At 35.4% G+C, this 24,467-nt stretch carries 35 protein-coding genes; 18 read left to right on the plus strand and 17 right to left on the minus strand.

All coding sequences use genetic code 11. The annotated features are described in order from the left end of the window. Positions 1-11: 11 nt before the first annotated feature. Entirely contained in the window at positions 12-1,508 is a 1,497-nt protein-coding gene (locus ACX12B_RS08215; protein WP_459353531.1) for an ABC transporter substrate-binding protein, read from the minus strand. A 116-nt stretch (positions 1,509-1,624) separates the two neighbouring features. Between ACX12B_RS08215 and ACX12B_RS08220 the strand changes: the two genes are divergently transcribed. Genes ACX12B_RS08220 through ACX12B_RS08240 form a run of 5 tightly spaced genes read left to right on the plus strand, consistent with a single transcriptional unit; the run spans position 1,625 to position 2,963 of the window. Continuing rightward, positions 1,625-1,765, plus strand: a complete 141-nt coding sequence (locus ACX12B_RS08220) for a hypothetical protein (protein WP_459353532.1) — start codon at positions 1,625-1,627, stop codon at positions 1,763-1,765. After that, positions 1,762-1,902, plus strand: a complete 141-nt coding sequence (locus ACX12B_RS08225; RefSeq protein ID WP_459353533.1) for a hypothetical protein — start codon at positions 1,762-1,764, stop codon at positions 1,900-1,902. The genes ACX12B_RS08220 and ACX12B_RS08225 overlap by 4 nt, the downstream gene beginning before the upstream one ends. 16 nt (positions 1,903-1,918) lie before the next feature. Continuing rightward, a complete protein-coding gene (locus ACX12B_RS08230) occupies positions 1,919-2,110 on the plus strand; it encodes a hypothetical protein (protein ID WP_459353534.1) in 192 nt (63 codons plus the stop codon). Beyond that, on the plus strand, positions 2,070-2,420 hold the full coding sequence (locus tag ACX12B_RS08235; RefSeq protein ID WP_459353535.1) for a hypothetical protein: 351 nt from the start codon (positions 2,070-2,072) through the stop codon (positions 2,418-2,420). The genes ACX12B_RS08230 and ACX12B_RS08235 overlap by 41 nt, the downstream gene beginning before the upstream one ends. 24 nt (positions 2,421-2,444) lie before the next feature. After that, complete coding sequence (locus ACX12B_RS08240; protein ID WP_459353536.1) at positions 2,445-2,963, plus strand: hypothetical protein; 519 nt, start codon at positions 2,445-2,447, stop codon at positions 2,961-2,963. A 106-nt stretch (positions 2,964-3,069) separates the two neighbouring features. On the opposite strand, the gene ACX12B_RS08245 is transcribed toward ACX12B_RS08240, so the two are convergent. The 4 genes from ACX12B_RS08245 to alaS all read right to left on the minus strand — a co-directional run bounded on the left by ACX12B_RS08245 (position 3,070) and on the right by alaS (position 9,795). Next, a complete protein-coding gene (locus ACX12B_RS08245) occupies positions 3,070-3,375 on the minus strand; it encodes a hypothetical protein (protein WP_459353537.1) in 306 nt (101 codons plus the stop codon). A gap of 92 nt (positions 3,376-3,467) precedes the next feature. After that, the gene (locus tag ACX12B_RS08250; protein ID WP_459353538.1) at positions 3,468-4,130 is read right to left on the minus strand and encodes a uracil-DNA glycosylase; all 663 of its coding nucleotides are present in this window, start codon (positions 4,128-4,130) and stop codon (positions 3,468-3,470) included. Positions 4,131-4,247: 117 nt separating this feature from the next. Continuing rightward, a complete protein-coding gene (gene leuS, locus ACX12B_RS08255; protein WP_459353539.1) occupies positions 4,248-7,121 on the minus strand; it encodes a leucine--tRNA ligase in 2,874 nt (957 codons plus the stop codon). A gap of 4 nt (positions 7,122-7,125) precedes the next feature. After that, entirely contained in the window at positions 7,126-9,795 is a 2,670-nt protein-coding gene (alaS, locus tag ACX12B_RS08260; RefSeq protein WP_459353540.1) for an alanine--tRNA ligase, read from the minus strand. A 126-nt stretch (positions 9,796-9,921) separates the two neighbouring features. Between alaS and ACX12B_RS08265 the strand changes: the two genes are divergently transcribed. The 3 genes from ACX12B_RS08265 to ACX12B_RS08275 are packed head-to-tail and all read left to right on the plus strand — an operon-like array spanning position 9,922 to position 11,933. Next, a complete protein-coding gene (locus ACX12B_RS08265; protein ID WP_459353541.1) occupies positions 9,922-10,527 on the plus strand; it encodes a matrixin family metalloprotease in 606 nt (201 codons plus the stop codon). Positions 10,528-10,542: 15 nt separating this feature from the next. Then, positions 10,543-11,493: an MDR/zinc-dependent alcohol dehydrogenase-like family protein gene (locus ACX12B_RS08270; protein WP_459353542.1), complete on the plus strand. Its 951-nt coding sequence runs from the start codon at positions 10,543-10,545 to the stop codon at positions 11,491-11,493. Between the two features lie 47 nt (positions 11,494-11,540). Next, complete coding sequence (locus ACX12B_RS08275; protein WP_459353543.1) at positions 11,541-11,933, plus strand: DUF6659 family protein; 393 nt, start codon at positions 11,541-11,543, stop codon at positions 11,931-11,933. Here ACX12B_RS08275 and ACX12B_RS08280 read toward each other — a convergent pair. Next, positions 11,930-13,135, minus strand: a complete 1,206-nt coding sequence (locus ACX12B_RS08280; RefSeq protein ID WP_459353544.1) for a PQQ-dependent sugar dehydrogenase — start codon at positions 13,133-13,135, stop codon at positions 11,930-11,932. The two genes, ACX12B_RS08275 and ACX12B_RS08280, sit on opposite strands and share 4 nt — an antisense overlap. 56 nt (positions 13,136-13,191) lie before the next feature. Here ACX12B_RS08280 and ACX12B_RS08285 point away from each other — a divergent pair, with 56 nt between their 5' ends. The 3 genes from ACX12B_RS08285 to ACX12B_RS08295 all read left to right on the plus strand — a co-directional run bounded on the left by ACX12B_RS08285 (position 13,192) and on the right by ACX12B_RS08295 (position 14,780). Beyond that, positions 13,192-13,701, plus strand: a complete 510-nt coding sequence (locus tag ACX12B_RS08285) for a hypothetical protein (protein WP_459353545.1) — start codon at positions 13,192-13,194, stop codon at positions 13,699-13,701. A gap of 56 nt (positions 13,702-13,757) precedes the next feature. Further along, entirely contained in the window at positions 13,758-14,066 is a 309-nt protein-coding gene (rpl12p, locus tag ACX12B_RS08290) for a 50S ribosomal protein P1 (protein ID WP_459353546.1), read from the plus strand. Positions 14,067-14,147: 81 nt separating this feature from the next. Then, a complete protein-coding gene (locus ACX12B_RS08295; protein ID WP_459353547.1) occupies positions 14,148-14,780 on the plus strand; it encodes a trimeric intracellular cation channel family protein in 633 nt (210 codons plus the stop codon). Positions 14,781-14,787: 7 nt separating this feature from the next. On the opposite strand, the gene ACX12B_RS08300 is transcribed toward ACX12B_RS08295, so the two are convergent. The 6 genes from ACX12B_RS08300 to ACX12B_RS08325 all read right to left on the minus strand — a co-directional run bounded on the left by ACX12B_RS08300 (position 14,788) and on the right by ACX12B_RS08325 (position 19,009). Next, positions 14,788-14,979, minus strand: coding sequence for a hypothetical protein (locus tag ACX12B_RS08300; protein ID WP_459353548.1), 192 nt, complete (start codon positions 14,977-14,979; stop codon positions 14,788-14,790). 83 nt (positions 14,980-15,062) lie between these two features. Then, entirely contained in the window at positions 15,063-16,010 is a 948-nt protein-coding gene (locus ACX12B_RS08305) for an OmpH/Skp family outer membrane protein (protein ID WP_459353549.1), read from the minus strand. A gap of 86 nt (positions 16,011-16,096) precedes the next feature. Then, positions 16,097-16,312 (minus strand): hypothetical protein, encoded by a 216-nt coding sequence (locus tag ACX12B_RS08310; RefSeq protein WP_459353550.1) that lies wholly within the window; start codon positions 16,310-16,312, stop codon positions 16,097-16,099. A gap of 1 nt (position 16,313) precedes the next feature. Then, entirely contained in the window at positions 16,314-17,375 is a 1,062-nt protein-coding gene (locus ACX12B_RS08315) for a hypothetical protein (protein WP_459353551.1), read from the minus strand. Between the two features lie 112 nt (positions 17,376-17,487). Next, positions 17,488-18,354 (minus strand): 50S ribosomal protein L10, encoded by an 867-nt coding sequence (locus ACX12B_RS08320; protein ID WP_459353552.1) that lies wholly within the window; start codon positions 18,352-18,354, stop codon positions 17,488-17,490. Continuing rightward, the gene (locus ACX12B_RS08325) at positions 18,347-19,009 is read right to left on the minus strand and encodes a 50S ribosomal protein L1 (RefSeq protein WP_459353553.1); all 663 of its coding nucleotides are present in this window, start codon (positions 19,007-19,009) and stop codon (positions 18,347-18,349) included. Before ACX12B_RS08325 ends, ACX12B_RS08320 begins: the two co-directional genes overlap by 8 nt. Before the next feature lie 191 nt (positions 19,010-19,200). On the opposite strand from ACX12B_RS08325, the gene ACX12B_RS08330 reads away from it, so the two are divergent. Continuing rightward, a complete protein-coding gene (locus tag ACX12B_RS08330) occupies positions 19,201-19,638 on the plus strand; it encodes an Lrp/AsnC family transcriptional regulator (protein ID WP_185736681.1) in 438 nt (145 codons plus the stop codon). 522 nt (positions 19,639-20,160) lie between these two features. On the opposite strand, the gene ACX12B_RS08335 is transcribed toward ACX12B_RS08330, so the two are convergent. Both ACX12B_RS08335 and ACX12B_RS08340 read right to left on the minus strand, forming a co-directional pair. Beyond that, positions 20,161-20,310, minus strand: coding sequence for a hypothetical protein (locus ACX12B_RS08335; RefSeq protein ID WP_459353554.1), 150 nt, complete (start codon positions 20,308-20,310; stop codon positions 20,161-20,163). A 104-nt stretch (positions 20,311-20,414) separates the two neighbouring features. Beyond that, the gene (locus ACX12B_RS08340; protein ID WP_459353555.1) at positions 20,415-20,729 is read right to left on the minus strand and encodes a translation initiation factor eIF-1A; all 315 of its coding nucleotides are present in this window, start codon (positions 20,727-20,729) and stop codon (positions 20,415-20,417) included. A gap of 122 nt (positions 20,730-20,851) precedes the next feature. On the opposite strand from ACX12B_RS08340, the gene ACX12B_RS08345 reads away from it, so the two are divergent. From ACX12B_RS08345 to ACX12B_RS08370, 6 genes are all read left to right on the plus strand, one after another. Continuing rightward, positions 20,852-20,980 (plus strand): CxxC-x17-CxxC domain-containing protein, encoded by a 129-nt coding sequence (locus ACX12B_RS08345; protein ID WP_026090086.1) that lies wholly within the window; start codon positions 20,852-20,854, stop codon positions 20,978-20,980. 143 nt (positions 20,981-21,123) lie between these two features. Further along, entirely contained in the window at positions 21,124-21,405 is a 282-nt protein-coding gene (locus ACX12B_RS08350; protein WP_459353556.1) for a DNA-binding protein, read from the plus strand. Between the two features lie 277 nt (positions 21,406-21,682). Continuing rightward, positions 21,683-21,919: a hypothetical protein gene (locus ACX12B_RS08355; protein ID WP_459353557.1), complete on the plus strand. Its 237-nt coding sequence runs from the start codon at positions 21,683-21,685 to the stop codon at positions 21,917-21,919. A gap of 10 nt (positions 21,920-21,929) precedes the next feature. Then, positions 21,930-22,868 (plus strand): transcription initiation factor IIB, encoded by a 939-nt coding sequence (locus tag ACX12B_RS08360; protein ID WP_459353558.1) that lies wholly within the window; start codon positions 21,930-21,932, stop codon positions 22,866-22,868. Between the two features lie 91 nt (positions 22,869-22,959). After that, positions 22,960-23,100, plus strand: a complete 141-nt coding sequence (locus tag ACX12B_RS08365; RefSeq protein ID WP_459353559.1) for a hypothetical protein — start codon at positions 22,960-22,962, stop codon at positions 23,098-23,100. A gap of 29 nt (positions 23,101-23,129) precedes the next feature. Then, positions 23,130-23,318, plus strand: a complete 189-nt coding sequence (locus ACX12B_RS08370) for a hypothetical protein (RefSeq protein WP_048069212.1) — start codon at positions 23,130-23,132, stop codon at positions 23,316-23,318. Here the strand turns inward: ACX12B_RS08370 and ACX12B_RS08375 are convergent, their stop codons facing one another. From ACX12B_RS08375 to ACX12B_RS08385, 3 genes are read right to left on the minus strand one after another with little or no spacing between them, the layout of a single operon-like run. Then, entirely contained in the window at positions 23,319-23,798 is a 480-nt protein-coding gene (locus ACX12B_RS08375; protein WP_148703900.1) for a 50S ribosomal protein L11, read from the minus strand. A 34-nt stretch (positions 23,799-23,832) separates the two neighbouring features. Beyond that, positions 23,833-24,291: a transcription elongation factor Spt5 gene (locus ACX12B_RS08380; RefSeq protein WP_459353560.1), complete on the minus strand. Its 459-nt coding sequence runs from the start codon at positions 24,289-24,291 to the stop codon at positions 23,833-23,835. Between the two features lie 2 nt (positions 24,292-24,293). Continuing rightward, the gene (locus tag ACX12B_RS08385) at positions 24,294-24,467 is read right to left on the minus strand and encodes a protein translocase SEC61 complex subunit gamma (protein WP_459353561.1); all 174 of its coding nucleotides are present in this window, start codon (positions 24,465-24,467) and stop codon (positions 24,294-24,296) included.

Consider the following 24,467-nt stretch of genomic DNA (forward strand, 5'->3'; position numbering starts at 1 on the left):
GAAAAAAGGGTTTAGTTTGCAGGAACTGCAATACCTCTATCTATCATCTTTAATGCAGTATCTGCCTTTAGACACATTGCGACACCGTTAGATGCTTTCATTACAAGACTGTATCCTTCACGGCATTCAACTTCAGCTGCATCAACGCCTGCTGTCATCTGAACTCGTGGAGTAATCCATGCTAGTTGCATGTCTTTTGCCTTTTCAATGAATTCTTCTCTAAGTTGTTGCTTTTCATCGTTAGTCAAATCTGATGATCTTTCACGAATTTCTGCCTTGAATGCTTTCATCTCAGCTAATCTATCATGAATTTCTGCTCTTCTGTCTTCAGACATTGAGACTTTTAGAGATGCCATATGGTTTTTGAATTTCATTTTAAGTTCTGATTTTATCTTGTCAGATAACTCTCCATGTTTTTCAACATACTTCATCTTGATTTCATCTCTTCTTTCATCAGAAATGTTGTGTTTATTCATAATCATAGCCTTTAGACGCTCAGAGTTTTCTGATAGTTTTGCTTTTGCAACATCAGACATTCTATCTTTTGCAACATCAGACATTCTATCAAAGTCATGTTTCTTGTCTTTGAGTTTATCATGATGTTTCTTCTTGTATTCTTCTCTTTCCTCAGGTGTCATTTCGCACCAGTCAGAGATTTTTTCTAGTCTATCAGAATCATCAATTTTTGCTGCACGGTCTGATTCTGACATTGCACATAATTTTTCATAATCCATGTGTTTTTTGTCAGTCATTTTATCGTGCATCTTTGCTTTCATGTGAGCTTTGTACTCGTCTTTGTGTTCATCGATAAAGTCACTTTTTTCATCTTCATCTAAAGAACAATACTTGTTCATCTTTTCAACATGCTCTTCTGTTTTATCATGTTCTAAGATATAATCTGCTTTTTCATCTTCAGACATTTCACAATATTTCTCTAGATGGTCTCTCATCTCTGAAACAATATCTTTGTGATAGCCATCTGAATACTCTTTGATTTCGCCTCTGATTTTATCTCCATATTTTTCAATGAGATCATCAATTGCATCTTGCTCATCTTCAGACATTTCACAATAGTTTGCTAATCTGTCAGAGAATTGTGCAAGCCTTGGATGATTCTCAAACAACTGACGTTTTTCCTCATCAGCCATCTCACAGAATCTGTCAAGTAAATCATCAAGATCTACATACTCAGGAAAATGCTCTCTTACAAATTCATCAATTGCATCTTCTCTTTCATCTTCAGACATTTCACAATAGTTTGCTAATCTATCCTGGAATTGTGCAAGCCTTGGATGATCTGCAAAGAGTTTTTCTTTCTCTTCGTCTGTCATATCACAAAAGCGTTCTAGTCTATCTTCAAGGTCATCATGTTTTTCATATGATTCGTCTTCAATTTCGTCAATATCATCGTCATAATCTTCATCTGTCTGGGCAAATGCAGGACCTGCAGTTATACCCATTACCAGAATCATTGATAAAACAACGCTTAGAAGTTGTATACTTTTCATTGATTTTTTTTAGAATTTTGGATATAAAGAGATGCGTCTCTTTGTTGAGGATCTTTTATTATTGATGATCTATTTTGTGCCTAAATCCTTAAGTTTTGAAATTATGTATTTTCTTTATGGTTTGTTTTCGCTGTGATGGAAAAGAAAAGATTAGAAACGAGTTTGGCATGTGGGAGAAATGCCCATCTTGCCAGAAACAAGAGATGTCCTTTGAGAATGTGCATCCTGAACCTGATGTTAATGAAGAAGGACTATGACTGAAAAGAAAAAGAAAAAAGATAATCGACTCCAAAAAGGAGAAAAAAAAGCCCGAGAAAAACAACGAATTCAAAAATACAAAAGTGATCAACAAAAAAAGAAAAAGACAAGAAAACCAAAAAAGTATAAGGATTAACAATTTTTGTATACTATTGGATAATCTAGATAACGCAAAACATGATCACCAGAAAAACAAGTCTGACATTGTTAATTTGGTAAAGCAAATGTTTGCTGATAACAAATGGGGCGATGAGGAATACCGCAAAGCCTTGGAGGAATTGGTGAAAAAGGATATTGAACTAGTTGCAGAAGTTACTCGAATCATTAAAGAAAGACATGGATGAGAAGAAACTAAAACAAGAAGACTGTCATGAAGACACTCTTGGCTCTGGAGTCCTTACACTAACTACTAAAAGAATTGCATTTGATAAGACAATGTCTAGAATAATGGATTTCTCAAAGCATATGGGAGAGACTCTACTTGACATTTCATTATCTGATGTAACTCGAACCTGGAGGGAGGGATTACTTATGAAAAAGGCCTGTATCTCTGCTAGAACTAGTAATGGTGAGCAAACCTACAAGTTTGGAGTGTTTAATGTTGGTGGATGGGTTGATTCAATACAAGATGCAATTGATGATCAACAATCTTAAGTTGATAATTTCTTAGTGTAACTGATGGCTGATGCAAAATATTCTTGGTATGGCAACTTTTATGGAATTGCATGGAGAAGTAATGCTGGAAACCCAATTGCAGTTCCACTATTTGTAAAAAAAGAAGAATCTGCCAAGATTGCAGAAATTGTAAAAACATGGAAACCAAAAGACATCCATCTAACCTTTATCGAAAAAGAAGATGGAACTTATGCCATCTGTATTTTTGAGGAATCTGATTCGGGTGAAAATACTGGACTATATCGATCTGGTATGAGTCAAACTGGAACTTATGGCAAGATAAAACAGATGATAGAAAAAAAATCCTCAATGTGGAATCCACTTCGTGCATACATTCAGATTGTATATGCTGAAGATCCTGCAGATTCTAAAACATACCAAAACATGACAGACTATATCATAATTGGAAGACTGGAGATAATTTCAGAATCTGCATTACAATCCAAAAAGTTTGCAACAGAAAAAGATGCACATATCACACTTGGTGGGTATTCTGTTGAGGATACTGCTGATGAGAATTAACTCTAGTCTTTATCTTGTAAATTTTGCAAAATCAGGAAATGTCAGAGATTTGTGAGCGATGTGAAAAATCAGTATCTGAAGTAGGTGAAATAAGAATAAAAGAAAATTAGTTGGTTGGGTTCATCAATGCTGCTCTTTCTTTGAGCTTTTGATCAACTAGTGCACTGATAAAGTCACCTGGTTCTGCTTGGCATGCGCCAATGTTTACTGCATAACCATCTAGAGTTTCAGCGATACAACCGCTACTGGTAACTGCAACTACTTTTACAGTCTCTAGGGTTTCAGCTGGTGCTACATAGAACATTAGGTATGCTAGTAGTGCAAGTCCAATACTTGCAAGTATTCCTGCTACAATAAAATGAGATTTGTAATCAGTTGATTTTTTATTTTTTTTACTTGGTATTGCTGACATGTATAATGTTACGCGTTATTCTAATTTGATTGGTCATGTGGTTTTTTGTATTTGGAAATTGTGATATTAATTTAAATCTTTGATTCACGTAATTATGTACACAATTTTTTTGCTTTTTTGAAAACTGCATGCCAGTCTTTCCAGAGAAGTCTTCCTGTCTGTGTGTTTTGCTTTGATGGATGGTATGACGTGATTACTGTTATGGTGTCGTATTGGAATACTTGATTATGTCCAAATTTTCCTGGTTTTACTTGTAATAATTTACATGTTGCATCATATGCTATCTTTCCAAGACAAAGAATTGTTGTAACGTTGTTCAATATTTGGAATTCTTGCTCTAGAAATGAGTAACAGTTTTGCATTTCCTCTTTAGTTGGCTTGTTTTGAGGTGGCGCACATCTTACTGCAGCTGTAATGTATGCGTTAGTTAATGTGAGTCCATCATCACTTGATTGAGAAGTTGGGATATTTGCAAATCCTGTCTTGTGCATTACTTTTGCAAGCCAATCTCCTGAGGAATCTCCTGTAAACATTCTGCCTGTTCTATTTCCTCCATGCGCAGCTGGTGCTAGCCCTACAATGAGAAGTTTGGCCTTGATATCTCCAAATCCTGATAGTGGCCTTCCATAGTATGATTCCTCTTTAAATCGTCTAACTTTGTTTTTAGCTACTTCTCTGATGTATGTAGAAAGTCTAGGACATTTTTGACATGACTTGATTTTTTTATTTAATGTTGTAATTGTATTTGATTTCATAATTACAACCTCAAGGCATACTGATTTCATCAAGGATTGGGAGAGTAAAGATTACAATAATTACAAGTGCTGATGCTATTCCTAAATTACGAAGTAACTTTGTATTCATAATTACAATCATTCAATCAAAATAGCTGGCTTGAAAGGTCTTGCATGTCTTGCTTTACCTTTAGGATCATAAATGCCATCATCTGATTCTGAATACACTTCAATCTCTACTCCAAACTCTTTCTTTCCAATACCGGAAAGTTCTGATTTCAAAAATTCCTTTTCATCAAAGGATTCAGATTCAAGCTTCATTTTCTTAATAGATTCTGATTCTGAATGTAAATCCTTGATTGTCTTTTGTACAAAATCTGGCATCTTTTTAGCATCAGTAGTATCTGGATCTGCAATTAACTCCTTCATTACAACTCCCATGTTGTTTTGGCCCCCTACCATTATACTCAACATCTTACGATAGATCTTGGATTTTGTTTCGTCAGAGTTTACATAAATCACAATTTTCTTTGGAGTAATTTTTGTAACTTTGAGAATATTTGCAATATCACCCATTGTTGATTTTAGTAATTCTTCAGCTTGAATTGATGCTGCATCAATTTTGTCATCTGAATATTCAGGCCAATTTGATTTTGAAACTTGGTCTGTATTTCCTAATTTTTCCCACATCTCTTCAGCTACATGTGGTGCAAATGGAGACAACATTGCAACTCGTGCCGAATTAATTTGATGTAATATTCCTGAGACATCTGCTCTTTCTTTGGCTGCAGTTCTCTTGGTGTACCAGCTCAAGTCTGTCTCAAATGTAAACAAAATATCATGTAGCGCTTCACGTAATCTCATCTTCTCAACTGCTTCTGTAATTTCAGCAATCTTGCTTTGGGTTTTGGATAAAATCCATTTATCTTCGGCTTGCAAATCGCCAATTTCGCTTTTTTTGAGCCTAGAACACTCCTCTAAAAGTGACTCAAGCTTGCTTTGAATTCCTGAAACTGATTCCATGTTAAAATCAGCATCTTGGAGTAATTCTGCTGACGAAATAATTGCTAATCTAATTGGGTCTGCTCCATGATCTTTGATTGCAGCTCGCAATGGAATGATGTTTCCCATGCTTTTGGACATTTTAGCTCCATCCATCATCACACTACCATTTACAACAATTTCTTGTGGCCATAATTTTTTCTCAAATATTGCAGTGTGGTTTAGTACAAAAAATGACAAGTGGTTTTGTACCAAATCTCGACCTGAGTGACGAGAGTCAACTGGATAAAAGTATGTAAATTCTTTTTTCATTGTGTTGATTACATCCTCACCAAGTTTTGATGTACTTGCAGCTAATGCGACGTCTCCTTTATCTAACAAAACATAATCAAAGAATTCTTTGGTAAGATTCTCAGGTTGAACGGTTCCATCATTTACAAATCTAGACAATGTATAGTATGCCATGTATATGACACTATCAGATAATGACTCTACAATCCAATCTTTGTCCCATGGTAGTTTAGTTCCTAATCCCTGTTGTCTTGCACAAGCTCGCTCATGCAACCAATCAATTACTTCAACAAACTCTGTTTTGATGTTGTTTGGAAGGATATTCATTTCATCTAAACAATTTCTAGCTAATTCTTTCCACTCTTCATCACCATAATTCAAAAACCATTGATTGTTCAATACTTTAACAACACATTCAGCTCCACAACGACATCTAACTGGTGCATTCTCTAGTACTGGGAATTTTTCTAAATTACCATTCTCTTGAAGCCAAGCTCTAATCTTGTCTCGACCAAACTGTACTTTTTCTCCATTAAATTGTCCACATTTTTCATTTAGTTTTCCATCAGTAAACTCTTTGAGATACAACTCTTTGGTGGCTTCTTCCAACTTGTCATCAGATTGATCTGAGACTCCTAATTTTTCACAGATATCTTTTGCAGGAATTTCACTATATTCTTCAGTCGATATGATTGAAATGGGCTTGATTAGTTGGTATTCGGAGCTCTGAGGCTGGTCTTTCTTAAAATCAACTAGTGCCTGATAGTCTTTTGGAGCGTGTGCAGGCACAGACATTACTAATCCTGTACCCATGCTGGGCTCTACAAAATCAGCAGGTAGTATTGGAATCTCTCGACCATCATGATTAGTTGCATTCTTTCCAATAATTTCCGACCCTGAAATTTCTCCAATTTCTGAAACCTCTTTTTCAAAGAATGAAATCTTTTTTGCACATTCAGCAGACACAATCCAAGTTTCACCATCAACTGATACTTTTTTGTAAACTGTTTTTGGATTGACCCACAAATTAGTAATGCCAAAAATTGTTTCAGGTCTTAATGTTGTAATTGGAAATACAAATTCACCAAACTTGAATTTGATCAAGAAATTCTTGTCATCAATCTTTGGTTCAACGTCTCCCATTGTATCATGTTGTGATACTGGGTTTTGATCAACAGGGCACCATCCAACTGGATGACTACCTTGAATAATTCTATTGTTTTCTCGTAGTGTTGTGATTTGCCACTCGATGAATTTTTGATAACCTGGAACTATGGTTGTAAATTCTCTACGCCAATCAATGGAATAACCCATCTCAATCATTCCCGATTTAATCTCTTCATGAAAATAATCTGCAATTTTTATTGGTTCTACAAATGATTTTATTGCATCTTCCGGAACGTGATAGATATTTCGTAACCCATCTAAGATTTCTTTTTCTCCAGCTTCAATCCTTTTGGCCATGCCAAGTACTGGAGTTCCAGTATAGTGAAATCCCATTGGGAACAACACATTATACCCTTTCATTCTATAGAATCTTGCATGAACATCGGCTAGTGTGTATGTTCTACCATGTCCAATGTGTTGTGGTGAATTTGGGTATGGATAAGCTACGGTGATGAATTTTTTTGGTTTATCATTTGGATTTGTTTCAAAGTCTTTATTTTCTTGCCACTTACTTCTCCATTTTTTTTCAATTTCTGTCCAGTTAACTGTCATTATATCATCCTAAAATCATTGATTTTGCTTTGGCTATTGCCTCGTCTTTTTTAGATGTGTCTTTTCCTCCACCTTGAGCAAATTTAGTGTCTCCTCCACCCGACCCACCTAAAATCGAGGCTATTTCTTTGGCAATTTCACCTGCGTTTATGCCTGATTCTTCTCCTGAGAAAATCATGACTCGAATTGTGGGACCTGCTTCAAATATTCCACAAAATGCGGCAGTACTATCTTGTGCAACTAGTTTCTTGCCAAAATTCTGGTGGAAGAAATCATCATAATCACTACTTGATGTAAAGCATAATTTTCCTTTCGTGTAAATTCCATCAGATTCCACATTTTCTCCAGCTAGTATCTTTTCTAATAGAATGGGAATCTTTTCTCTAGCTTTAGCTTTGTTTTCTTCACGTTGTTTTTCTAGTTGTTCTTTTGCAACTGCTTCTTCAGCTTTTCTTTTACTTTCAGCTTCTTGTTGTTTCTTATATTCAAATGCGTTAGGTCCTGATACAAATTCTAACCTGACTACACCATCTTGAATGCGTTTAGTCTTTGTGATTTTGATTAATTCAATATCTCCTGTTTTCTTTACATGTGTTCCACCACATGCTTCTACATCTTGATCTTCAATGGATACAATTCTAACTGCTTTTACTGGAACTACACCTCCTTGATAAATTCTAAATCCATATGTTTGCTCTGCAGTTCCTCTGTCATAGTAATCGATGTTTACATTAAGATTTTTCTTTACCATCTCGTTAGCTGTTTCTTCAATCTTCTTTACTTCCTCATTAGAGAGTGAAGAATGGTGTGTAATGTCCAACCTTGCATGATCATCTTCTTTGAAAGCTGAATGCTGCCAAATCCATGAACCTAAAACTTTACGTGATGATGCATTAAGGATGTGAGTGCTAGTATGATTTTTGGTAATGTTGGAGCGTCTTGTCTCATCAACTTTACATGAAACGGTTTCACCTTCTTTTGGAATTCCACCTTCTAACCTGTGAACTATAATGTTTGCATGTTTGTCCACATCAACTACATTATACCCTGCAATAGTTCCATGGTCTGGCTCTTGACCTCCACCTCGTGCGTAAAATGAGGTTCTATCAAGCACAACCATGTCATCAATTACTTTGAGTACCTTGGCATCAAAGGACATTGGGTCATCTTGATAAAACAGGGTTTCAGTTTCAGGTAGTCCTTCTAGTGGGAGTTCTGCTATAGCCTTTTTCTTATCTGATTGATGTAAATCCGATAACTTGGAATAAAATGATGATGGAATCTCTGAAATTGCATCAACTTCTTTGAGATATTCAGGTGTAATTCCATCTGATTCATAATATGTAATTAGTTCATCAACTGATGGCGTTCCTTTTTCTTTAATTTTATCTGCTTTTTTCTTCATGTGAACTTTGGATTCTTCGTATCTTGCAGATTCTAGTTTGAGTATTGATTTTACATCGTCTCTCTTTTCATCTAGTTCTGGATATGTATCCTTTAGATAATCAACATGCAAATCAATCAACTCATCAATGTTTAATTTCAAATTCAATTTTGAAATGGTTGCATTGATTCTTCGTAACATCATTCTCAAGTTGTAACCTCCCCCAACGTTTGATGGCAAAGCGCCATCAGTAATTGCAAATATCAAAGTTCTAAGATGGTCTGCAATTAGATACATTCCTTCTAATGGTGTTATCATTTTTTGTAACTGTTCATCTGTAATTCCTGCATTTTTTACTGCAAGACGTCTTACTTGATTGAGATCGTCATAATGATCAATCTCTTTAGCAATTTCTGTAAAGTATTTGCGCAGAATTTCTGAATCTGAATCAATTCCAATTGTATTAAATAATTTTTCATTGATTGGTCCAAAGCAGCAATCATAAGCAGTTGGAGTTCCCATAGTAATCCATGCAAATCTTTCAAGACCTGCACCCATGTCAATTACTCGTTGGTCAAGCGTTGTATGTTTTCCCAATTCACCTTGAAACTCAGTAAATACTGCGTTTCCAAGCTCTAATCCACGAACAAAATATTCTAAAGATGGACCAAATGAACCACCACCTGCCCAAACATCTTCAACAAATACTACTTCGTCTTTTTTAATTCCAAACTGATCAGTTAGCAATCTATAATCCAAATCAACACATTCATCTTTCCAGTATCCGTTGTTATCAGGAACACTGTGTTGTCCTATCATACAAAATGATGAAAAGTGTCTTCCCGTTACACCAACATTTTCCAAATCCTTGAATCTTAAACAAGTCTGTGGAACTACTAGTGGATTTGCAGGAAACTCAAAGACTACCTTACTTCCCATTACTCTTTGAAAGTCAACAATTGATGCAATTGTAAAATACAAGTCATCTCGCCATCTGCAAACAACAGGATATCTGCTAACTGAAGTATGATTATTTTTTACAAAAAATTCCTCGACTTGTTTCCATGATTGTGTGTAATCAAATCGCTTTGATGTGGGTGGTTCTCCAATGAAAGAATAGGTATCTAACCCATCATCAGGACACAAGTCTCTGTCTGCATTTAGAGTCCAAAAGAATCTGCCACATTTGGTACATGACTTTCTGACAAATCCTTGTTCTTGGAATAGTTTGACATTATAGTATTTGTCAGGATCTGCTGAAAATTCTTTTAGAATCTCTTTTTTGTCCAATGTTCACACCTGCCATTTGCCGATATTAAGAATTAGCGATATTGGTGTAATTTTGAGGCTGGATTTGCTGTATGTAACTCCAATTACATATTCCTCGTTTTAATCAAAATTTACCGTATTTTTTTATTGAATATTGTATTTTTGGGAATACTTTCAGTGTTGATTTTGTTTCCGATATCTGTATCTTATGGCTCTGAATGGAATTATCTGATGTCATGGAATGTTGATTCTATCAATGTAGTAATAGAATCAGACTTTGATGTGGATGATTCCAAAATTGATGTCATAAAATCAGTAATTGATTCTCCAACACAACATGATGGAGGATTCTTCGGATGGAACAATGCCATTTCATTTATCTCAGAGAAAACAAACACAGAGATCCCCCAACTACACATAGTAGATGAAAAAGTAGAGTCTGATGTCATGATATTTCTGACACAAAATTCTGGTCCTGACAACACTAGTGGATTCACAAAATACAAAACCAACAATGATTCCATAGAGCATGTCTTTGTAATTTTGTATGATATAGATTCCATGGAACAAAATGAACTTGAGATGGTTGCAAGACATGAGCTAGGACATGCAATTGGATTGGGACACACTACAAACCCATTTGATATGATGTTTCCTGTAATTGATGAGCAGTTTAGTATGATTTCGATGTTTGATTTAGATGCGCTATCGCAAATCTACTTGAAAAACTCGAATTACTTTAAAATGGAATGATAAGACATCCATCTTATGAAAGCAACTTACTTTGATGGGCATCAAATGAAATATGATGAAAATTATCCTGACCCAAAACCTGGAGAAGCCTTAGTTAGAGTAAGTCTTGCTGGAATTTGTGGAACTGATCTTGAGATTTTAGATGGATACATGGCGTATAATGGAGTATTAGGTCATGAATTTGTTGGAGTAGTGGAAAAATCAGAGAATTCTGATTTAATAGGAAAACGGGTTGTAGGTGAGATTAATGCTGGATGTAACAACTGTGATTCTTGTAAAAAAGGAATGCAGAGACATTGCCCAAATAGAACAGTCCTTGGTATTTTGAAAAGAGATGGTGCATTTGCTGAATTCTTGTCACTACCTGAGCAAAACTTGCATGTAATTCCTGATTCCATAACTGATGAGCAGGCAGTATTTGTAGAGCCATTGGCAGCTGCATTTGAAATCAAAGAACAAATTTCTTTGAAAAACGATTGGAGAGTTGCAGTTGTTGGTGATGGTAGATTGGCTCAAATGATATGCCAAGTTCTAAGGTATTATTGTCGTGATATCACTTGCTTTGGAAGACATCAAAGCAAACTTACACATTTAGAAAGGTTTGAGATTCCAACTAAAATTGGAATCGATACTGTAGATGAACAATCTTTTGACTTAGTGGTAGAAGCTACTGGAAGCAATTCAGGATTTGTAGATACGATGAAACTGGTAAAACCTCGTGGAACTGTAATATTAAAATCGACAATTGCATCAAGAGAAAATCTTGATTTGACTCCAACTGTAGTAAATGAAATAACTTTAGTTGGTTCTCGTTGTGGTCTGTTCAAACCTGCAATTGATGCACTTGTAACTGGAATTGTATCAGTTGATTCTATGATAGATTCTACTTTTCCATTGGAGAATTTCTCAGATGCAATAGAGCATGCAAAAAAACCTGACACCCTTAAGGTTTTCCTAAAGCCCTGATTAATATTTGGAGATTCATTATATACGCAAACATGTAATCATTTGATATGGCAGAACAGTTCCCAATTGCAGATATTAAAAAGAGAATAGATGACATTCTTTCTGTACCTGAGATTAGATTTTGTGGATTAATTGATGGTTCTGGTGAGTTACTTGTAGGTGGATTTGATAGTAACTCAATTCCGATGTTAGATGATTCTCAAAGAAGACAATTGTATCAAGAATTAGCTCATAGAGTTACAAACAGACAAGGTTTTGATGCAGATCTTGGTCGAGTAAAATATTCATCTTCAAGAAGAGAAAATGCAGTGATGATGAGTTTTCCAATGGGGGTTTATGTAATTCTAGTCATTGCAAATCCTGGAATCAATATAGACCGACTTGCATGGGACATACTCAACAAACTAGGAAGACAATGGTCTGAATTTGGTGGATTCTAGTTTTCAGAAATTACTTTTTTTGCACCAAGATATCCTAATGCATCAACTAGTTCCTCATCTGAAATCAATTCTTCTAAGTGCCATTGCATGATGTTTGAAACCCATAAAGGTGCACTACTCATATCATACAAAAATGAAATTCGGAGAATCTTGTCATCTCCAAGTAATGGATTGCCTCTTCCATCTTGATTGCTAGTCAAAATATACATGCCGTCCGGTCCATTTGCTGCATCTCGTAGTCTTCCAAATTCTCCAGAGAATAATTCTTCATGAGAGATCACGTTATACTCTGAATCAAAATCAATTACATGCAAATGTTCTCCTTTAAGTGCTGCTACAAAGTATTTTCCATTCCATTGAGGAATTTCTCCATAGTAAAATGTAGAACCAGATGGGGCCCAGGTATCATCACCTGAATGCAAAATAGGATTTGTTAATCCTTCTTTTGTTTGGTCTCCATACACATCAGGCCATCCATAGTTTGCACCTGGTACTATCAAGTTAATTTCATCATGTGCAACACCTATCCATCCCGAAGGTCCATGCTCTGTTGCAACCAAATTACCTGACTCATCCCATGCAATTCCTTGTGGATTGCGATGTCCAATGGAGTAAATTGTTGTTCCAAATGGATTATCCTCAGGAATACTTCCATCTGGATTTATTCGTAAAATCTTTCCTGCAACTGAATTCAAGTCTTTTGATAAATCTGGATTTGTCGCATCTCCTGTTGTAACATAAAGCATACCGTCTGGTCCAAACTTTATTCTTCCACCATCGTGGTATGGCGCACCAGGTATTCCTTCAATCAAAACATTTTCTTCAGTTAGTACGTTATCTGATTCAAAGTACTGTACTAGTCTGTTTTTGATTCCAAATAATTCATTGTAAGTATAATACACATAGATGTAATGGTTCTCTTCAAAGTTAGGATCCAATGCAATTCCTAGCATTCCTCCTTCACCACCTCCAACTCCAAGTGACATGATTTGAGTTATCTGTCCGTCTTCAATTACATTCAATGTCCCAGTTCTTTCAGTAAAAAATATCCTGCCATCTGATGCAAAATCAATACTCCATGGAATTGAGAGATTCTCAGCAATTACATCTACTTTGACTCCGTATTCTGGATAACTTTGTCCAAATACTAGGGGAATCATTCCAAAAATAACTAGGGTGCAAACTATGACTATGACTTTCATTTTTTACCTTGAATGATTAATAATACATTAAATACACTATCATGCTCAGGAAAACCATGTTTGGTAAGAAACCTCAACTCAAAGAAGGGGCTCATGTATTTTCTGTAAAAGAGAATGGTAATTACAAGGACTTTATCTTTGCAACAGTTACTGGAGTTGAGGGAAGAAAGGTAGGAATTAGCGGTGTCATTGTAAATCCAGTTGGTTTGAAAAATAAAGTAGAACAAGGAAAGACTGGAGAACGTTCATCAGAGATTCTAACAAATCCGACACCTGACAATGTGGTGTTAGCTCTAGTGTATAGAGTAGAACATGAAAATTTTGCAACTGTGTTGGATCTTGACCAAGACAAGTGTGATCTCATTCCACCCAAGGTCTATGCAATGTTAGATGGATGGATTCGTGAATCCTTGCCAGAATTTATCAACACAGTATTGTCTTTGCCACCTGGGGCTGAACGTGATGAGGCAAAACGTGTCCTCAAAAATAGAATGGATACTCTAATTGACAAGAACCTGAAACGAACACTTTATTCTGTATGTCGAAGTCTCAAAATTCTCAACTAATTCTGGGCACAAGTTCACAGTAGTTTTATATTATCGGCCATGAAAATCTCGATACAATGGAATATGTTTACGCTGCTTTACTTCTTCACAAGCTAGAAAAAGAAGTTAACGAGGCAAATGTCAGCTCAGTTGTTAAAGCATCTGGCGCTGAAGTTAATGAAGCCCAAGTTAAAGCACTAGTCGCAGCCTTAGCCGATGTCAATATCGATGAGGCAGTAAAAGCCGCACCTGTAGCCGTTGCAGCAGCAGCCGCACCAGCAGCAGATGCACCAGCCGGTGGTGAAGCAAAGGCCGAGGAAAAACCTAAAGATGATGGTAAAACCGAAGAAGCAGCCATGGAAGGATTATCTTCATTATTTGGCTAAACGAGTTTACTTTTATCAAATCTATTTTTGATCTCCATTTTTATCAATTCTTAATTAGCAATGCTACGCTGTTTGCATTGAATGGTAGATTTTTCTTTTGAACTTGGATCGTTTATCACCGTTTTAGACTACTTGGGAACAATTGCATTTGCAGTTACAGGAGCATCAAAAGCAATTGCACATAATGCTGATATTTTTGGAATTATTGTTTTGGCTACTGTTGTTGGAGTTGCAGGCGGAATTACACGTGATGTGACATTTGGTAGATTTCCTAATGCATTTTCTGATCCAATCTATATTGGATTAACTGTTGCAGTTGGAATTGCAATGTTCTTTGTGTATACTAAACTCAAAAAACGAATGGGTACTTGGTTAGTCTTTGATGCAGTTGGATTAGGTGTTTTTTCTATTCTTGGTGCATCAATTGCACACCAAGTAATTGGACTAGAATTTCTTCCAATGCTTTTAGCTGGAGTAATCACTGCAATTGGCGGTGGAATACTACGAGATGTGTTTGTAAGAGAGATCCCAATTGTCTTTGTAAAAGAAGTCTATGCTGTCGCAAGTGTAATTGGAATAGTAGCATTTTATGCAATACTGTCTTCTGGTGTTGATGTTCAAATTTCATCCATTATTGGAATAGGTATTACCACTGGAATTCGTTTATTGGCAATGAAATACAACTGGAATTTACCAAAGGTTCGTGAATCTTGAAATTATCTTAGTTGCCATTAGTAATTATCTGCTCTACATCTTCAAAAGCACATTCAGAAGAACAGTAATCACTTGCACGATATTCAAATTTGTTACCACAATTCTTGCAAATTCTCTTTACCGTGTAACTGTTCAAACACACTTCAACTGTAGGTTCATTTACTTTTTGATTAGTTTCACAACTGTTTTTTGTGTTCATGAAGAAACTGTTGAAAAATCATATTTAAAGAACCAATTAATTTTGATCTAGTGCTAATTTCTAAAAATAAAATAAAAAAGAAATTACTGGGTTGAAACCCATTCGTAGATGAATTTGACTTGCTCCATTAGAACTGCATTAATTTGAGTAATCTTCTCTTCAAGTTCTCCAATTGTTTCTCGAAGCATTTGGTTTTCTACTTCAAGTTCTGATATTCTTTGTTCTAATCTGAGGACTTGCTCACTATCTACTGTTGGTACAGGATATGGCTCTGGATATGGTTCTACATAATCATGCTCAGGATAGTCATGTTCTGGATAATCATACTTGTTGTAATCATGCTCTTGATAGTATTCAGAGTTATCATAGCTTGCATCGTCTCTGTTGTCATATTTTTCAAAGAATACAACAACTCGTTTAGCTTGCTCATATGACAAATCAGTTTCAGAAACAATCAACTCTACTAGTTGCTCAATCTCTCCAGCTTCCCAAAGTCTTTGGATTTTTTCTGGAGGAATCATCTCCATGATTCTCTTTGCCATTGGCTCTATTGATTGCCATTCAGGATCATTTTCATAAAATTCACCATCGTCTTCATACTCAGTTGTGTCTCTGTATGTTCCATCAGCATTGACGTGTTCGTCTCTGTATTTGTCATCAAGATGACGGAATTCTTCTTCAAACATTTCCTCAAGTTCTTGGAATTGTCTCATCATGTCTGATTCAAGGGATTGTCTCTTCTCATCAAACTCTGAGAATAATCCATCAAACATTGCATTAATTTCTGAATCACTAAGATCTGGATTGTTCTCTATTTTCTCATAGATTTCCATCTTTTGCTGTTCATAATACCTGTCTAGTTCTTGGAACTCTTCTTGGAATTGTCTCTCAATTGCATGTCTCTTTTCTTCAAATTCTTCGTGCAGTTGTTTGTATTTTTCATCCCACTCGTCGTATTGTGCCATTGCAGGACTGAGCATTCCTACAAACAAAATGGCAAACAGTCCAAGTATCGGAAGTGTCTTTTGCATTAGTTTTTGGCATGAATTTCTGCATTTAAAGGCAGATATGTAATGTGTAGTAACAGTTATCTATCAAAAACCAAGTTCATGCCTAATCATATCTTAAGTTTACCTGAATCTAGTCCTTTCTTTACAATATCAATTAGTTCTTCAACTGTACAAGTTCGTAGTGAATCTGGTAGAGATTTTGCATCAAATGATTGAAGTTTACCAATCTTTTTTCGTACAAGAATCTTTACAATTCCAGGAACATCGTCTTCAAATTTTTGATTAATGTGACCTAGAATCTCATCTATCTCTTTTTTCTTCATACTAATTTGAAGAGAATCTTAGTATTTTAGGTGCAAGGATCATTCCTACCATACCTGAAATAATTCCTCCTGGAATACTCATTATCCAATGATTAAAAACAACATCAGATGATGTTGGTAATACATCATATGGAAATATGTCGTTGTGCAAATATATCTCTAAAAATGTCATTGAAAGCATTGGAAAACTAAATGCAAAAAACATCGATCCAAGTACTGCACCTGCAATTTTTCCTGAATTCTTTTGCATGATTTGTGACTTCCATTTTTTATTAAAGATAAAATCTGCAGCAATTGCACTAATCATTGGGGCTGCAAACAATGGAAGATAAAACATGATGCCCTCAGATGTAAAGATGTTTGATGTAATGTTCATCATAATGAATACAAGTGCTGCCCCACTGGTTGCCCCAAATCTATTTTGTGTCTTTGATGATGTCCAAAACACTAGTGAATATGCAAATGGAATTAAAACAAAACTCAATACAATTGCAACATTAGGTTCTGGGTTGAAATTATGAGACTCTCCTTCTGAAATTGGTAATACAAAGAAAAAGATTAACCACATTATGCTAAACCAAAATATTCCATAAGTTATTGGTAGAATTCCTCTAAAGAAAACACTATTTTCTTGTAAGTGAAAACTAATCCTTGAAAATCCTATAACAGAACCCACCAATGTAGTTAGAATTCCTAGTGCAAGAGTAATGTGAGTTGGACTAAGCAGTCCGTCCAGTCCAAATAATTCATGCCAATAAAAATCTCCAGGCCCTGCAGCAATCTGAATTAGCGCTCCAATTACTATGAGTTTGAGTCCTGTTGCAAATGATTCTACTCTTAGTTCTTTTTTTCTAAGGTATGCAGCCAAACTAATAATTGCACTAATTACACTAATCCCAACACCTAGGTACAAAATTCCATGTGATGGGGTAAAGAATGTCTCAGGAGCCCTAAGTAGATGAGCTGTAATGTCCCAGCTTGCACCCCACATTGCAAGAGTTGTTCCAGTTAATGCTACAAGAAAAACAATTGTAGGAAGTCTTACTTGTGATCTTTGTAGCATTTTAGTAGTCACTAATTTCAAAAAATTCTCTTATGTTCATAAATGATTCTACTTTTCTTGAGAGTTAGCACTTGATAAAATAAAATTTCTAACAATAACAAAAATTGTAAAGTTATGCTGGTGTGTAATCTTTTGCTTGGCCTGCAACTGCTCTTGCTTGAGCGTCTGCCTTCTGCAAGATTTGTTCTTTGGTTTCATCAGTCATGTAACCTGATTCAACAGATACAGAACGTGCTGATTGTGCTGCTTTTGCCAAGATTTGTTCGATGTTGTCTGGTGTGACATATGCTGCCTCGATAGATAATGAGATTGCTTCTTGGTGTGCTTGTGCAAATTGGTCTCTTACCTTCTCAACATCAATAATCATCTCTTCTTCAGCATACTTGAGTCCGTCCTCAAGTGCTGTGAATAATGTAATTCCAGCTTCAACTGGTTTGATATCTAATTTACCTAAAATTGCTGCAAGTTTCTCATTAATTGCTTCACCTTTGGCTACTGGTGTAGAGTCTTTTGCAATCCAGATTGTACCTTGGTCAATCTTGGTTGGGATTCCTGCCTCTTTGAATTCTGTGAGCATTGGTCCTGGTGCAATCCCTGTGTTCTTTGCTGGAACTACAACATCAATACTTGCAATATCTCCTCCTCTTGCCATCATCATGATTTTGTTTTTTGCCAAGAGTACGTTAAGCTTGAATGGGGACATGTTTGTAAACATGAGCATTATCTGTCCTTTGAAATCTGCAATCATCTCTTTCATTCCTGGAATGTCTGAATTCTCTAATGCTTTTTGTGCAACTTTATCTTTAATGCTGAAAAACTCTACGTCTTCTTTGAGAGTTTTTCTTAAGGGTAGTATCTGAGTAGAACGTACCTTGTTCATTTTGATAACTGCCATTACTTTGTATTTTTTTGGAAGCTCTTGTAATTGCTGATACATCTGAGTTTTTCTTTTAGGATAACTGATTCTATTCTCATGCAAATTTCTTCTTAACCTCTTGTAGTTGTTTGATTGGTTTTCCCATTGTGGTTTTGATCATGACTCTTTTCATGTTCTTCTCACCGTTTGGTAGTTTCTTTTCAATTGCACTTAGTACTGCATGTGCATTGATTGCCAAGTCTGCATCTTCCATTGACTCATCTCCAATCTTACATGATACCGAAAGTGATGCTCTTGTTCTAACTTTAATTGATGATCTAAATCTTGACAAAAATGCGTCAATAGGTGCATTAAATGGAACTGGTGTTGGCATTTTTCCTCTAGGACCTAATAACTGACCCAAAGTTTTACCAACTGTTGGCATGATTTGTGTGTCTGCTAAAAAGAAATCATATTTGTTGATGAATTTTCTAGACTCTCTTTTGTTTGCTCCAAATTTGTCTAGTTCTTCATTTCCAATAACAGAGTCTGCTTTTGCTGCTTTTGCTTTTGTTCCCATGTCTCCTGTTGCAATAACACATACTGTTGCAGGAGAACTGGTCTTTGGGAGCTGAACGACTTCGTTGAGTGCAAATCCTTTCTTGACATCAATATCTTTGAAATTGGCAATCAACTCGATTGACTGCTTGAACTTTTTTGCTTTAGTTGCAGCCTTTGCCTTTTTTACCATGTCTACTAACTCAGACTCTGTAATCATTACGAACAATTTCGAGAAAGCCTACTTAAAATCGTTTAGAGGCTGGATTTTGCTTGGTGTAGATTATTTTAAAAAATTTCATTTTTTACCAAAAATAATTGAAAATCCACATCAAATTTGTCTCAAAACCTACATATATTAAATCACAACGAGGTTTTTCAAATACCTTGCATAGATTTGATGAACTTGATATGAAATTGCTCTTTGAATTAACAAAGGATGGCTCTATCTCAGTTCCTATACTTTCAAAAAAACTTGGAATTAACGCATCTGTGCTTTACAGTCGAATCAAGAGGCTAGTCAAAAAGAAACTGATAAAAAAATTCACAGTTGAAATTGATGATTCTCTGCTTGGAATTGGTGTAAAGGCAAACGTTGGAATTAACAGAGATCCAAAATTCAAGGATGCAATTCACAAAAAATTTATGGAAACACCTGAGGTGGTCTCAATTTCTGAAGTTACTGGCAGATTTGATATTATGATTCAAGTGTATTCAAAGAACTTGGAATCCCTTCATTCTGTAGTAATTGAAAAGATTGGTAAAATTGAAGGAATTCAAAACACAGAGACCTTTGTTGAATTGCAAAAGACAGACAAAGATCCAGTTTATCTTAATGAATTGGCATAATTCATACACCATCTATTAATAATCAAACAAACTAGAAATCAGCATGTCTGAAGAAAAACAAATTTTCTATTGTGAACTATCAAACAAGAAGAGAAAAGAACAATACGGCATTGATACTGCACAAGAAAAGTCTGAAAAACCACATTAAATACGAAATTATCAATGCTTAAGTCTGTAACATGTGTTATGGACTCATGGGAGAAACCAAACTTTACACTTGTAAAAACTGTGATGCTGAGTTCCCCTCAACTGAGGTTAGACTCTATTGTAAAGTGTGCAAATCCAATCTAGATAAAACAGGCCAACTCCCTAAACTCTAAATTCATAAGTTGCAAATTCTTGAACAATTTTATGGACAAACGCGATGCTGCATTTTTGATAGGAATTCTGGGTGGAACTGGAACTGCAGTAGGAATTGTAGTCCTTTTAGCAAATGGCTTTATCAAAAACCCATTCATCTGATATGGGAAAAAAGTAATCCTGATTCTTTTGGACAATTGTTATTTCTTTATAAATTAGAATCTACTTTGTTGCGTTTTCATGCATTCCCCATTTTTGATGGTATTCCTTTTCAGTAATTGGAATTCTGGTTTTGCATTTTAGGCATCTTCGGATTTTATTGTGTTTAGAAAATCTCCAAACATGTGCTTCACTTCTCTTATTGCAGTTCATACTATTGTCCATCAGACTAGTATTTAGGGAATCATGGTTTTATTTTCCAAATATGGCATCTTGGTTGCAGTAATCAACTTTTTCTCAATAATTTGAATTTAATTCTAAAAATCTAACGGAATGTGTTTATTTTGTTTTAACCATTCAACTTGTGGTAATGTGTATCTCCAAAGTATGTCTCCTTTTTTCACTTTTCCAAACTCCCAAGGTGCAATAATCACTACATCATTATCTCTAATCCAGACTCTTCTCTTTAATTTACCTCTAATCCTTCCTATTCTTACAACTTTATCTTGACATTTTACCATAAGATTTTCTCCTCCCATCATTTTGATAACTCTGCCAAACATCTCTTCATCTGTTTCAGGAAGTTTGATTTCTTTTAGAGCACTTTCATTTTTTACTTGACGTTTTCCCAATGCATTTCATAAATTACTAGTGCTATTAACGTTGGTAATTCAAAAATAATTTTGAATTTTTCTAAATATCTGTCTTTTTGTCCAAAACGCCTGTTATTATAGGGACTAAATCCCTGATAATCATGTCAGAAGACAGAAAAATGTACAAATGTACATGTGCTGATTGTGGGAAAGATTCCGAAGTTCCTTTTGAACCAAAACCCGACAGACCTGTATATTGTAAAGAATGTTTACCAAAACACAGAAAGTAGAAAATTTAGATTAGTTTTGTTTGATTAATTTTAAACTTGATTATTTTTAGATAGTTCTCACAACCTCTTTTCTTTTAATTAATTGGATTTCACGACTAGATGTTATATTCCCAGTTTAAATGTGGCATAAATCCCCACTTTGTATGTTAGATAATACAACTGATACAATTTTTATCGGTAAAAAACCGTTAATGTCGTATGTCACTTCTGCAATAATTCAATTAGCTACATTGGATTCTATTACTATCAAAGCCAGAGGCAACAGCATTGGACTTGCAGTAGACGTCACTCAAGTTATCTTAAAGAAAACAGATGCATTTGAAGTCGGATGTGTAAATATTAGTTCTGAATCACTTGAATCTCAAGATGGGAGAAATAGAGATGTTTCAACTATTGAAATTCCTATCTCAAAGAGAGGAAAGTAATTGAAATACAATTGCGGGTATTGCAAGTTTTCTTGGGAAGGATTTCCTGATACTTTTGATAAAGTATTAGCACATGAAAAAACCCACAATAAAGGAAAAAATCATGGTGATTTGTAATAAGTGCTATAACGAACATCATGATCAATGTATGGGAAAAGCTGGAATGTTTGACTGCGGATGTGAGTGTTTAAAGAAATGACTTACAATACTCGTGTAAAAATTAGACAGAATCTAACAAAACATCATCCCTTAAGTGCAATGAACATGGAATAGAATTATGACAAAAAGAATTGAAGAAGAATTAGCAGAAATGAATCGATTAAAGAGATTAGAATTAGAATTTCTATTTTTCAAAACTAAGATGGATGCAACAATGTACAAAAAATTTCGTGATGCGTTAACCCTTGATGGTGACCTATCTGAAAATACTGTACTGGGAGATATTGACATTGGTTCTGAATCTCAAAATCCTGACATTCCAACTAAAATTTCAATAAAGAAGGTGGCAGCATAAAGCAGCTTTCATGGTAACTTTAGCTAAAGATTCTAACTGTTTACGCTGTGGCAAAAATTCAATGTTAACTGATGATGTTACAGGAGAGCAATTTTGCAGTAAATGTGGATATGTTGTTTCTGAAAAATCAAATGAAGCTGGTCCAGAATGGAGATCATTTCAAACAGAGAGTGGTGCAAATCCTGCAAGAACTGGAGCTCCTTCTTCACTTTTGATGCATGATATGGGATTGTCTACTGTAATTAATCCAATAAACCGAGATGCAACTGGCAAGCCACTTTCATCTTCTATGAAAAGTACTATTGAAAGACTGCGAACTTGGGATAATCGAAGTCAATCCCGTGAACCCGTAGATAGGAATCTGCGACAAGCCCTCAACGAATTATCTAGGATGAAAGACAAGATTGCACTTTCTTCAAATGTTCTTGAAAAGGCAGCATATCTGTATAGAAAAGCTTTGGAGAAAAAATTAGTTCGTGGACGTTCTATCTCTGCAATGATTGCAGCATCACTTTATGCTGCATGTAGAGATACTGAAACACCAAGAACATTAAATGACATAGCTGATGCTGCTAATGTGAAACGAAAAGATATTGCTAGATGCTATAGGCTACTCCATCATGAATTGGAGTTAAAAATGCCTGTTGTAAATTCCATCCAATGCATCTCACGAATTTCAAGCAAGTTAGAACTTTCAGAAAAAACCAAAAGATATGCCGTCAAAGTGCTCCAAGAGGCGCAAGATAACAAGGAATCAGCTGGAAAAGATCCAATGGGTCTTGCGGCAACTGCATTGTATGTGTCTTGTATCAAAAATGGTGATTCAATAACTCAGCGTAATCTTGCAGAAGCTGCAGGAGTCACAGAAGTAACTATTAGAAATAGATTCAAAGGATTGAAAAATCAACAAAACTCTAACTTGGAGTTTATGGTTGAAAAAAAGAAATAAACTGAATTCAGTGGTTTCTAGTAAAACCTCATGCAATAATCTCTTTACCTAAAATCCTAAATTCAATATAGGTTGATTTTTTACAAATTTTATGAAAACAGAAAATGAAGTTGCAGAATATAGAAAAGAAATTGAACAAAGATTAGTAAATACTGAGTCAATGGACGCAATGAAGTACTATCAAGGTGTTCTCAGAGCACTTGAATGGATAGTTACAGGAAAAGATGTTTAGATTTTATACACAAAATCTGTGATCATATTATGAATTGCTTTGTTTGCTCCAAGAAAAAAGAAGACTTTGAGGTCTGGAGCAACAAAATAGTAATCTCTGCAACTTATGACTCTAAAGTTCAAGATCATGATGTGATTAGAAAATTATCCGAACATGATGTAATTTGTCATGATTGTATGCAGAAAATTTTAGATGATGTAGATAAAACTCGAGTCTAGTTACTGGAATTTCTCATCCCATTTACCTTCATTGATTTCAGCAGTAATCTCTTTTGGAGTCTTTCCTTCTACTTTAACTCCTAGAGCAACACATGTACCAATGATTGTTTTTGCAACTGACTTTATTGATGATGCATAAGATTTTTCTAGTTTAGTATTTGCAACTTTAACAATTGAATCCATTGTAACATCTCCTGCCCATTCCGTTCCAGAAGCACCAGATCCTTTTTGGATTCCTGCTTCTTTCATGATTAGTGCAGCTGCTGATGGGATACCGATTTCAATTTCATATTTTTTGGTGTCACTATCAACAATAACGGTAACTGGAACTTTCATTCCTTCAAAGTCTTTTGTTTTATCGTTGATTGCATTGATGACTTCCATGATATTGACGCCAAGAGGACCTAGTGCTGGACCCAAAGGTGGACCTGCAGATGCTGCTCCTCCTGTTACAAGTGATGATATTTTTTGTTCTCCCATATTTTATCGCCTTTAAATGAAAATTTAATCCTTCCTAACCCTCAGTTGATAGTTTTAGATAGTTTGCGTCGACTGTAACTGGTAATTGGTATGATGCATCAAGCAAAACAACTGTAGCTTCTTCTTTTTCTGGATCAATTCTGGTAATTGTTGCTTTCATTCCCTTGAATGGACCTCCAGTAATTTCTACCACATTGTCTACTGCAAGTGTTGAAACTGTTGATTTCTTCACCAAATATCCTTCGATATCTTTGAATTCTAATTCTCCTCTTAATTGACCACGAATATGTCTTACACCTTCTACTGCCATGTATGCATCACTTGGATTAACTGCTTCAATGACAACATATCCTTTAAGATCACTTACCCAAAATACTGATTGAATGTTAATTTGATTAGCGTTAGCTTTTGCTTCTAATAATCTCATTACCACTTTTTCTTGTCCGCCAGTGGTTCTAATTGCAAACAAATGTGACTTTACTTCTTCAGACAATTTTACCTACCAAATGTGATCACCGAAAAGACGAATTGAATGATAAATCCAATGGAACCTACTCCACCAATACCTAGCAATACTAACCTAAGATGCTGTTTATACTCATCTTTGTCTGGCTTTTTGGCCATTTTCATGGTATTTGCCATGTTCTTCAAAGTCTGCTTCGGGTTCAT

The sequence above is a fragment of the Nitrosopumilus sp. S6 genome (assembly GCF_054515815.1).

Excerpts from the sequence above, each read along its gene's own strand:
- ACX12B_RS08215 (WP_459353531.1), bottom strand. The coding sequence starts at position 1,508 with ATGAAAAGTATACAACTTCTAAGCGTTGTTTTATCAATGATTCTGGTA.
- ACX12B_RS08220 (WP_459353532.1), top strand. The coding sequence starts at position 1,625 with ATGGTTTGTTTTCGCTGTGATGGAAAAGAAAAGATTAGAAACGAGTTT.
- ACX12B_RS08225 (WP_459353533.1), top strand. The coding sequence starts at position 1,762 with ATGACTGAAAAGAAAAAGAAAAAAGATAATCGACTCCAAAAAGGAGAA.
- ACX12B_RS08240 (WP_459353536.1), top strand. The coding sequence starts at position 2,445 with ATGGCTGATGCAAAATATTCTTGGTATGGCAACTTTTATGGAATTGCA.
- ACX12B_RS08245 (WP_459353537.1), bottom strand. The coding sequence starts at position 3,375 with ATGTCAGCAATACCAAGTAAAAAAAATAAAAAATCAACTGATTACAAA.
- ACX12B_RS08250 (WP_459353538.1), bottom strand. The coding sequence starts at position 4,130 with ATGAAATCAAATACAATTACAACATTAAATAAAAAAATCAAGTCATGT.
- leuS (WP_459353539.1), bottom strand. The coding sequence starts at position 7,121 with ATGACAGTTAACTGGACAGAAATTGAAAAAAAATGGAGAAGTAAGTGG.
- ACX12B_RS08270 (WP_459353542.1), top strand. The coding sequence starts at position 10,543 with ATGAAAGCAACTTACTTTGATGGGCATCAAATGAAATATGATGAAAAT.
- ACX12B_RS08275 (WP_459353543.1), top strand. The coding sequence starts at position 11,541 with ATGGCAGAACAGTTCCCAATTGCAGATATTAAAAAGAGAATAGATGAC.
- ACX12B_RS08280 (WP_459353544.1), bottom strand. The coding sequence starts at position 13,135 with ATGAAAGTCATAGTCATAGTTTGCACCCTAGTTATTTTTGGAATGATT.
- ACX12B_RS08285 (WP_459353545.1), top strand. The coding sequence starts at position 13,192 with ATGTTTGGTAAGAAACCTCAACTCAAAGAAGGGGCTCATGTATTTTCT.
- rpl12p (WP_459353546.1), top strand. The coding sequence starts at position 13,758 with ATGGAATATGTTTACGCTGCTTTACTTCTTCACAAGCTAGAAAAAGAA.
- ACX12B_RS08295 (WP_459353547.1), top strand. The coding sequence starts at position 14,148 with ATGGTAGATTTTTCTTTTGAACTTGGATCGTTTATCACCGTTTTAGAC.
- ACX12B_RS08300 (WP_459353548.1), bottom strand. The coding sequence starts at position 14,979 with ATGAACACAAAAAACAGTTGTGAAACTAATCAAAAAGTAAATGAACCT.
- ACX12B_RS08305 (WP_459353549.1), bottom strand. The coding sequence starts at position 16,010 with ATGCAAAAGACACTTCCGATACTTGGACTGTTTGCCATTTTGTTTGTA.
- ACX12B_RS08310 (WP_459353550.1), bottom strand. The coding sequence starts at position 16,312 with ATGAAGAAAAAAGAGATAGATGAGATTCTAGGTCACATTAATCAAAAA.
- ACX12B_RS08315 (WP_459353551.1), bottom strand. The coding sequence starts at position 17,375 with ATGCTACAAAGATCACAAGTAAGACTTCCTACAATTGTTTTTCTTGTA.
- ACX12B_RS08325 (WP_459353553.1), bottom strand. The coding sequence starts at position 19,009 with ATGATTACAGAGTCTGAGTTAGTAGACATGGTAAAAAAGGCAAAGGCT.
- ACX12B_RS08330 (WP_185736681.1), top strand. The coding sequence starts at position 19,201 with ATGAAATTGCTCTTTGAATTAACAAAGGATGGCTCTATCTCAGTTCCT.
- ACX12B_RS08335 (WP_459353554.1), bottom strand. The coding sequence starts at position 20,310 with ATGAACTGCAATAAGAGAAGTGAAGCACATGTTTGGAGATTTTCTAAA.
- ACX12B_RS08345 (WP_026090086.1), top strand. The coding sequence starts at position 20,852 with ATGTCAGAAGACAGAAAAATGTACAAATGTACATGTGCTGATTGTGGG.
- ACX12B_RS08350 (WP_459353556.1), top strand. The coding sequence starts at position 21,124 with ATGTTAGATAATACAACTGATACAATTTTTATCGGTAAAAAACCGTTA.
- ACX12B_RS08355 (WP_459353557.1), top strand. The coding sequence starts at position 21,683 with ATGACAAAAAGAATTGAAGAAGAATTAGCAGAAATGAATCGATTAAAG.
- ACX12B_RS08360 (WP_459353558.1), top strand. The coding sequence starts at position 21,930 with ATGGTAACTTTAGCTAAAGATTCTAACTGTTTACGCTGTGGCAAAAAT.
- ACX12B_RS08365 (WP_459353559.1), top strand. The coding sequence starts at position 22,960 with ATGAAAACAGAAAATGAAGTTGCAGAATATAGAAAAGAAATTGAACAA.
- ACX12B_RS08370 (WP_048069212.1), top strand. The coding sequence starts at position 23,130 with ATGAATTGCTTTGTTTGCTCCAAGAAAAAAGAAGACTTTGAGGTCTGG.
- ACX12B_RS08375 (WP_148703900.1), bottom strand. The coding sequence starts at position 23,798 with ATGGGAGAACAAAAAATATCATCACTTGTAACAGGAGGAGCAGCATCT.
- ACX12B_RS08385 (WP_459353561.1), bottom strand. The coding sequence starts at position 24,467 with ATGAACCCGAAGCAGACTTTGAAGAACATGGCAAATACCATGAAAATG.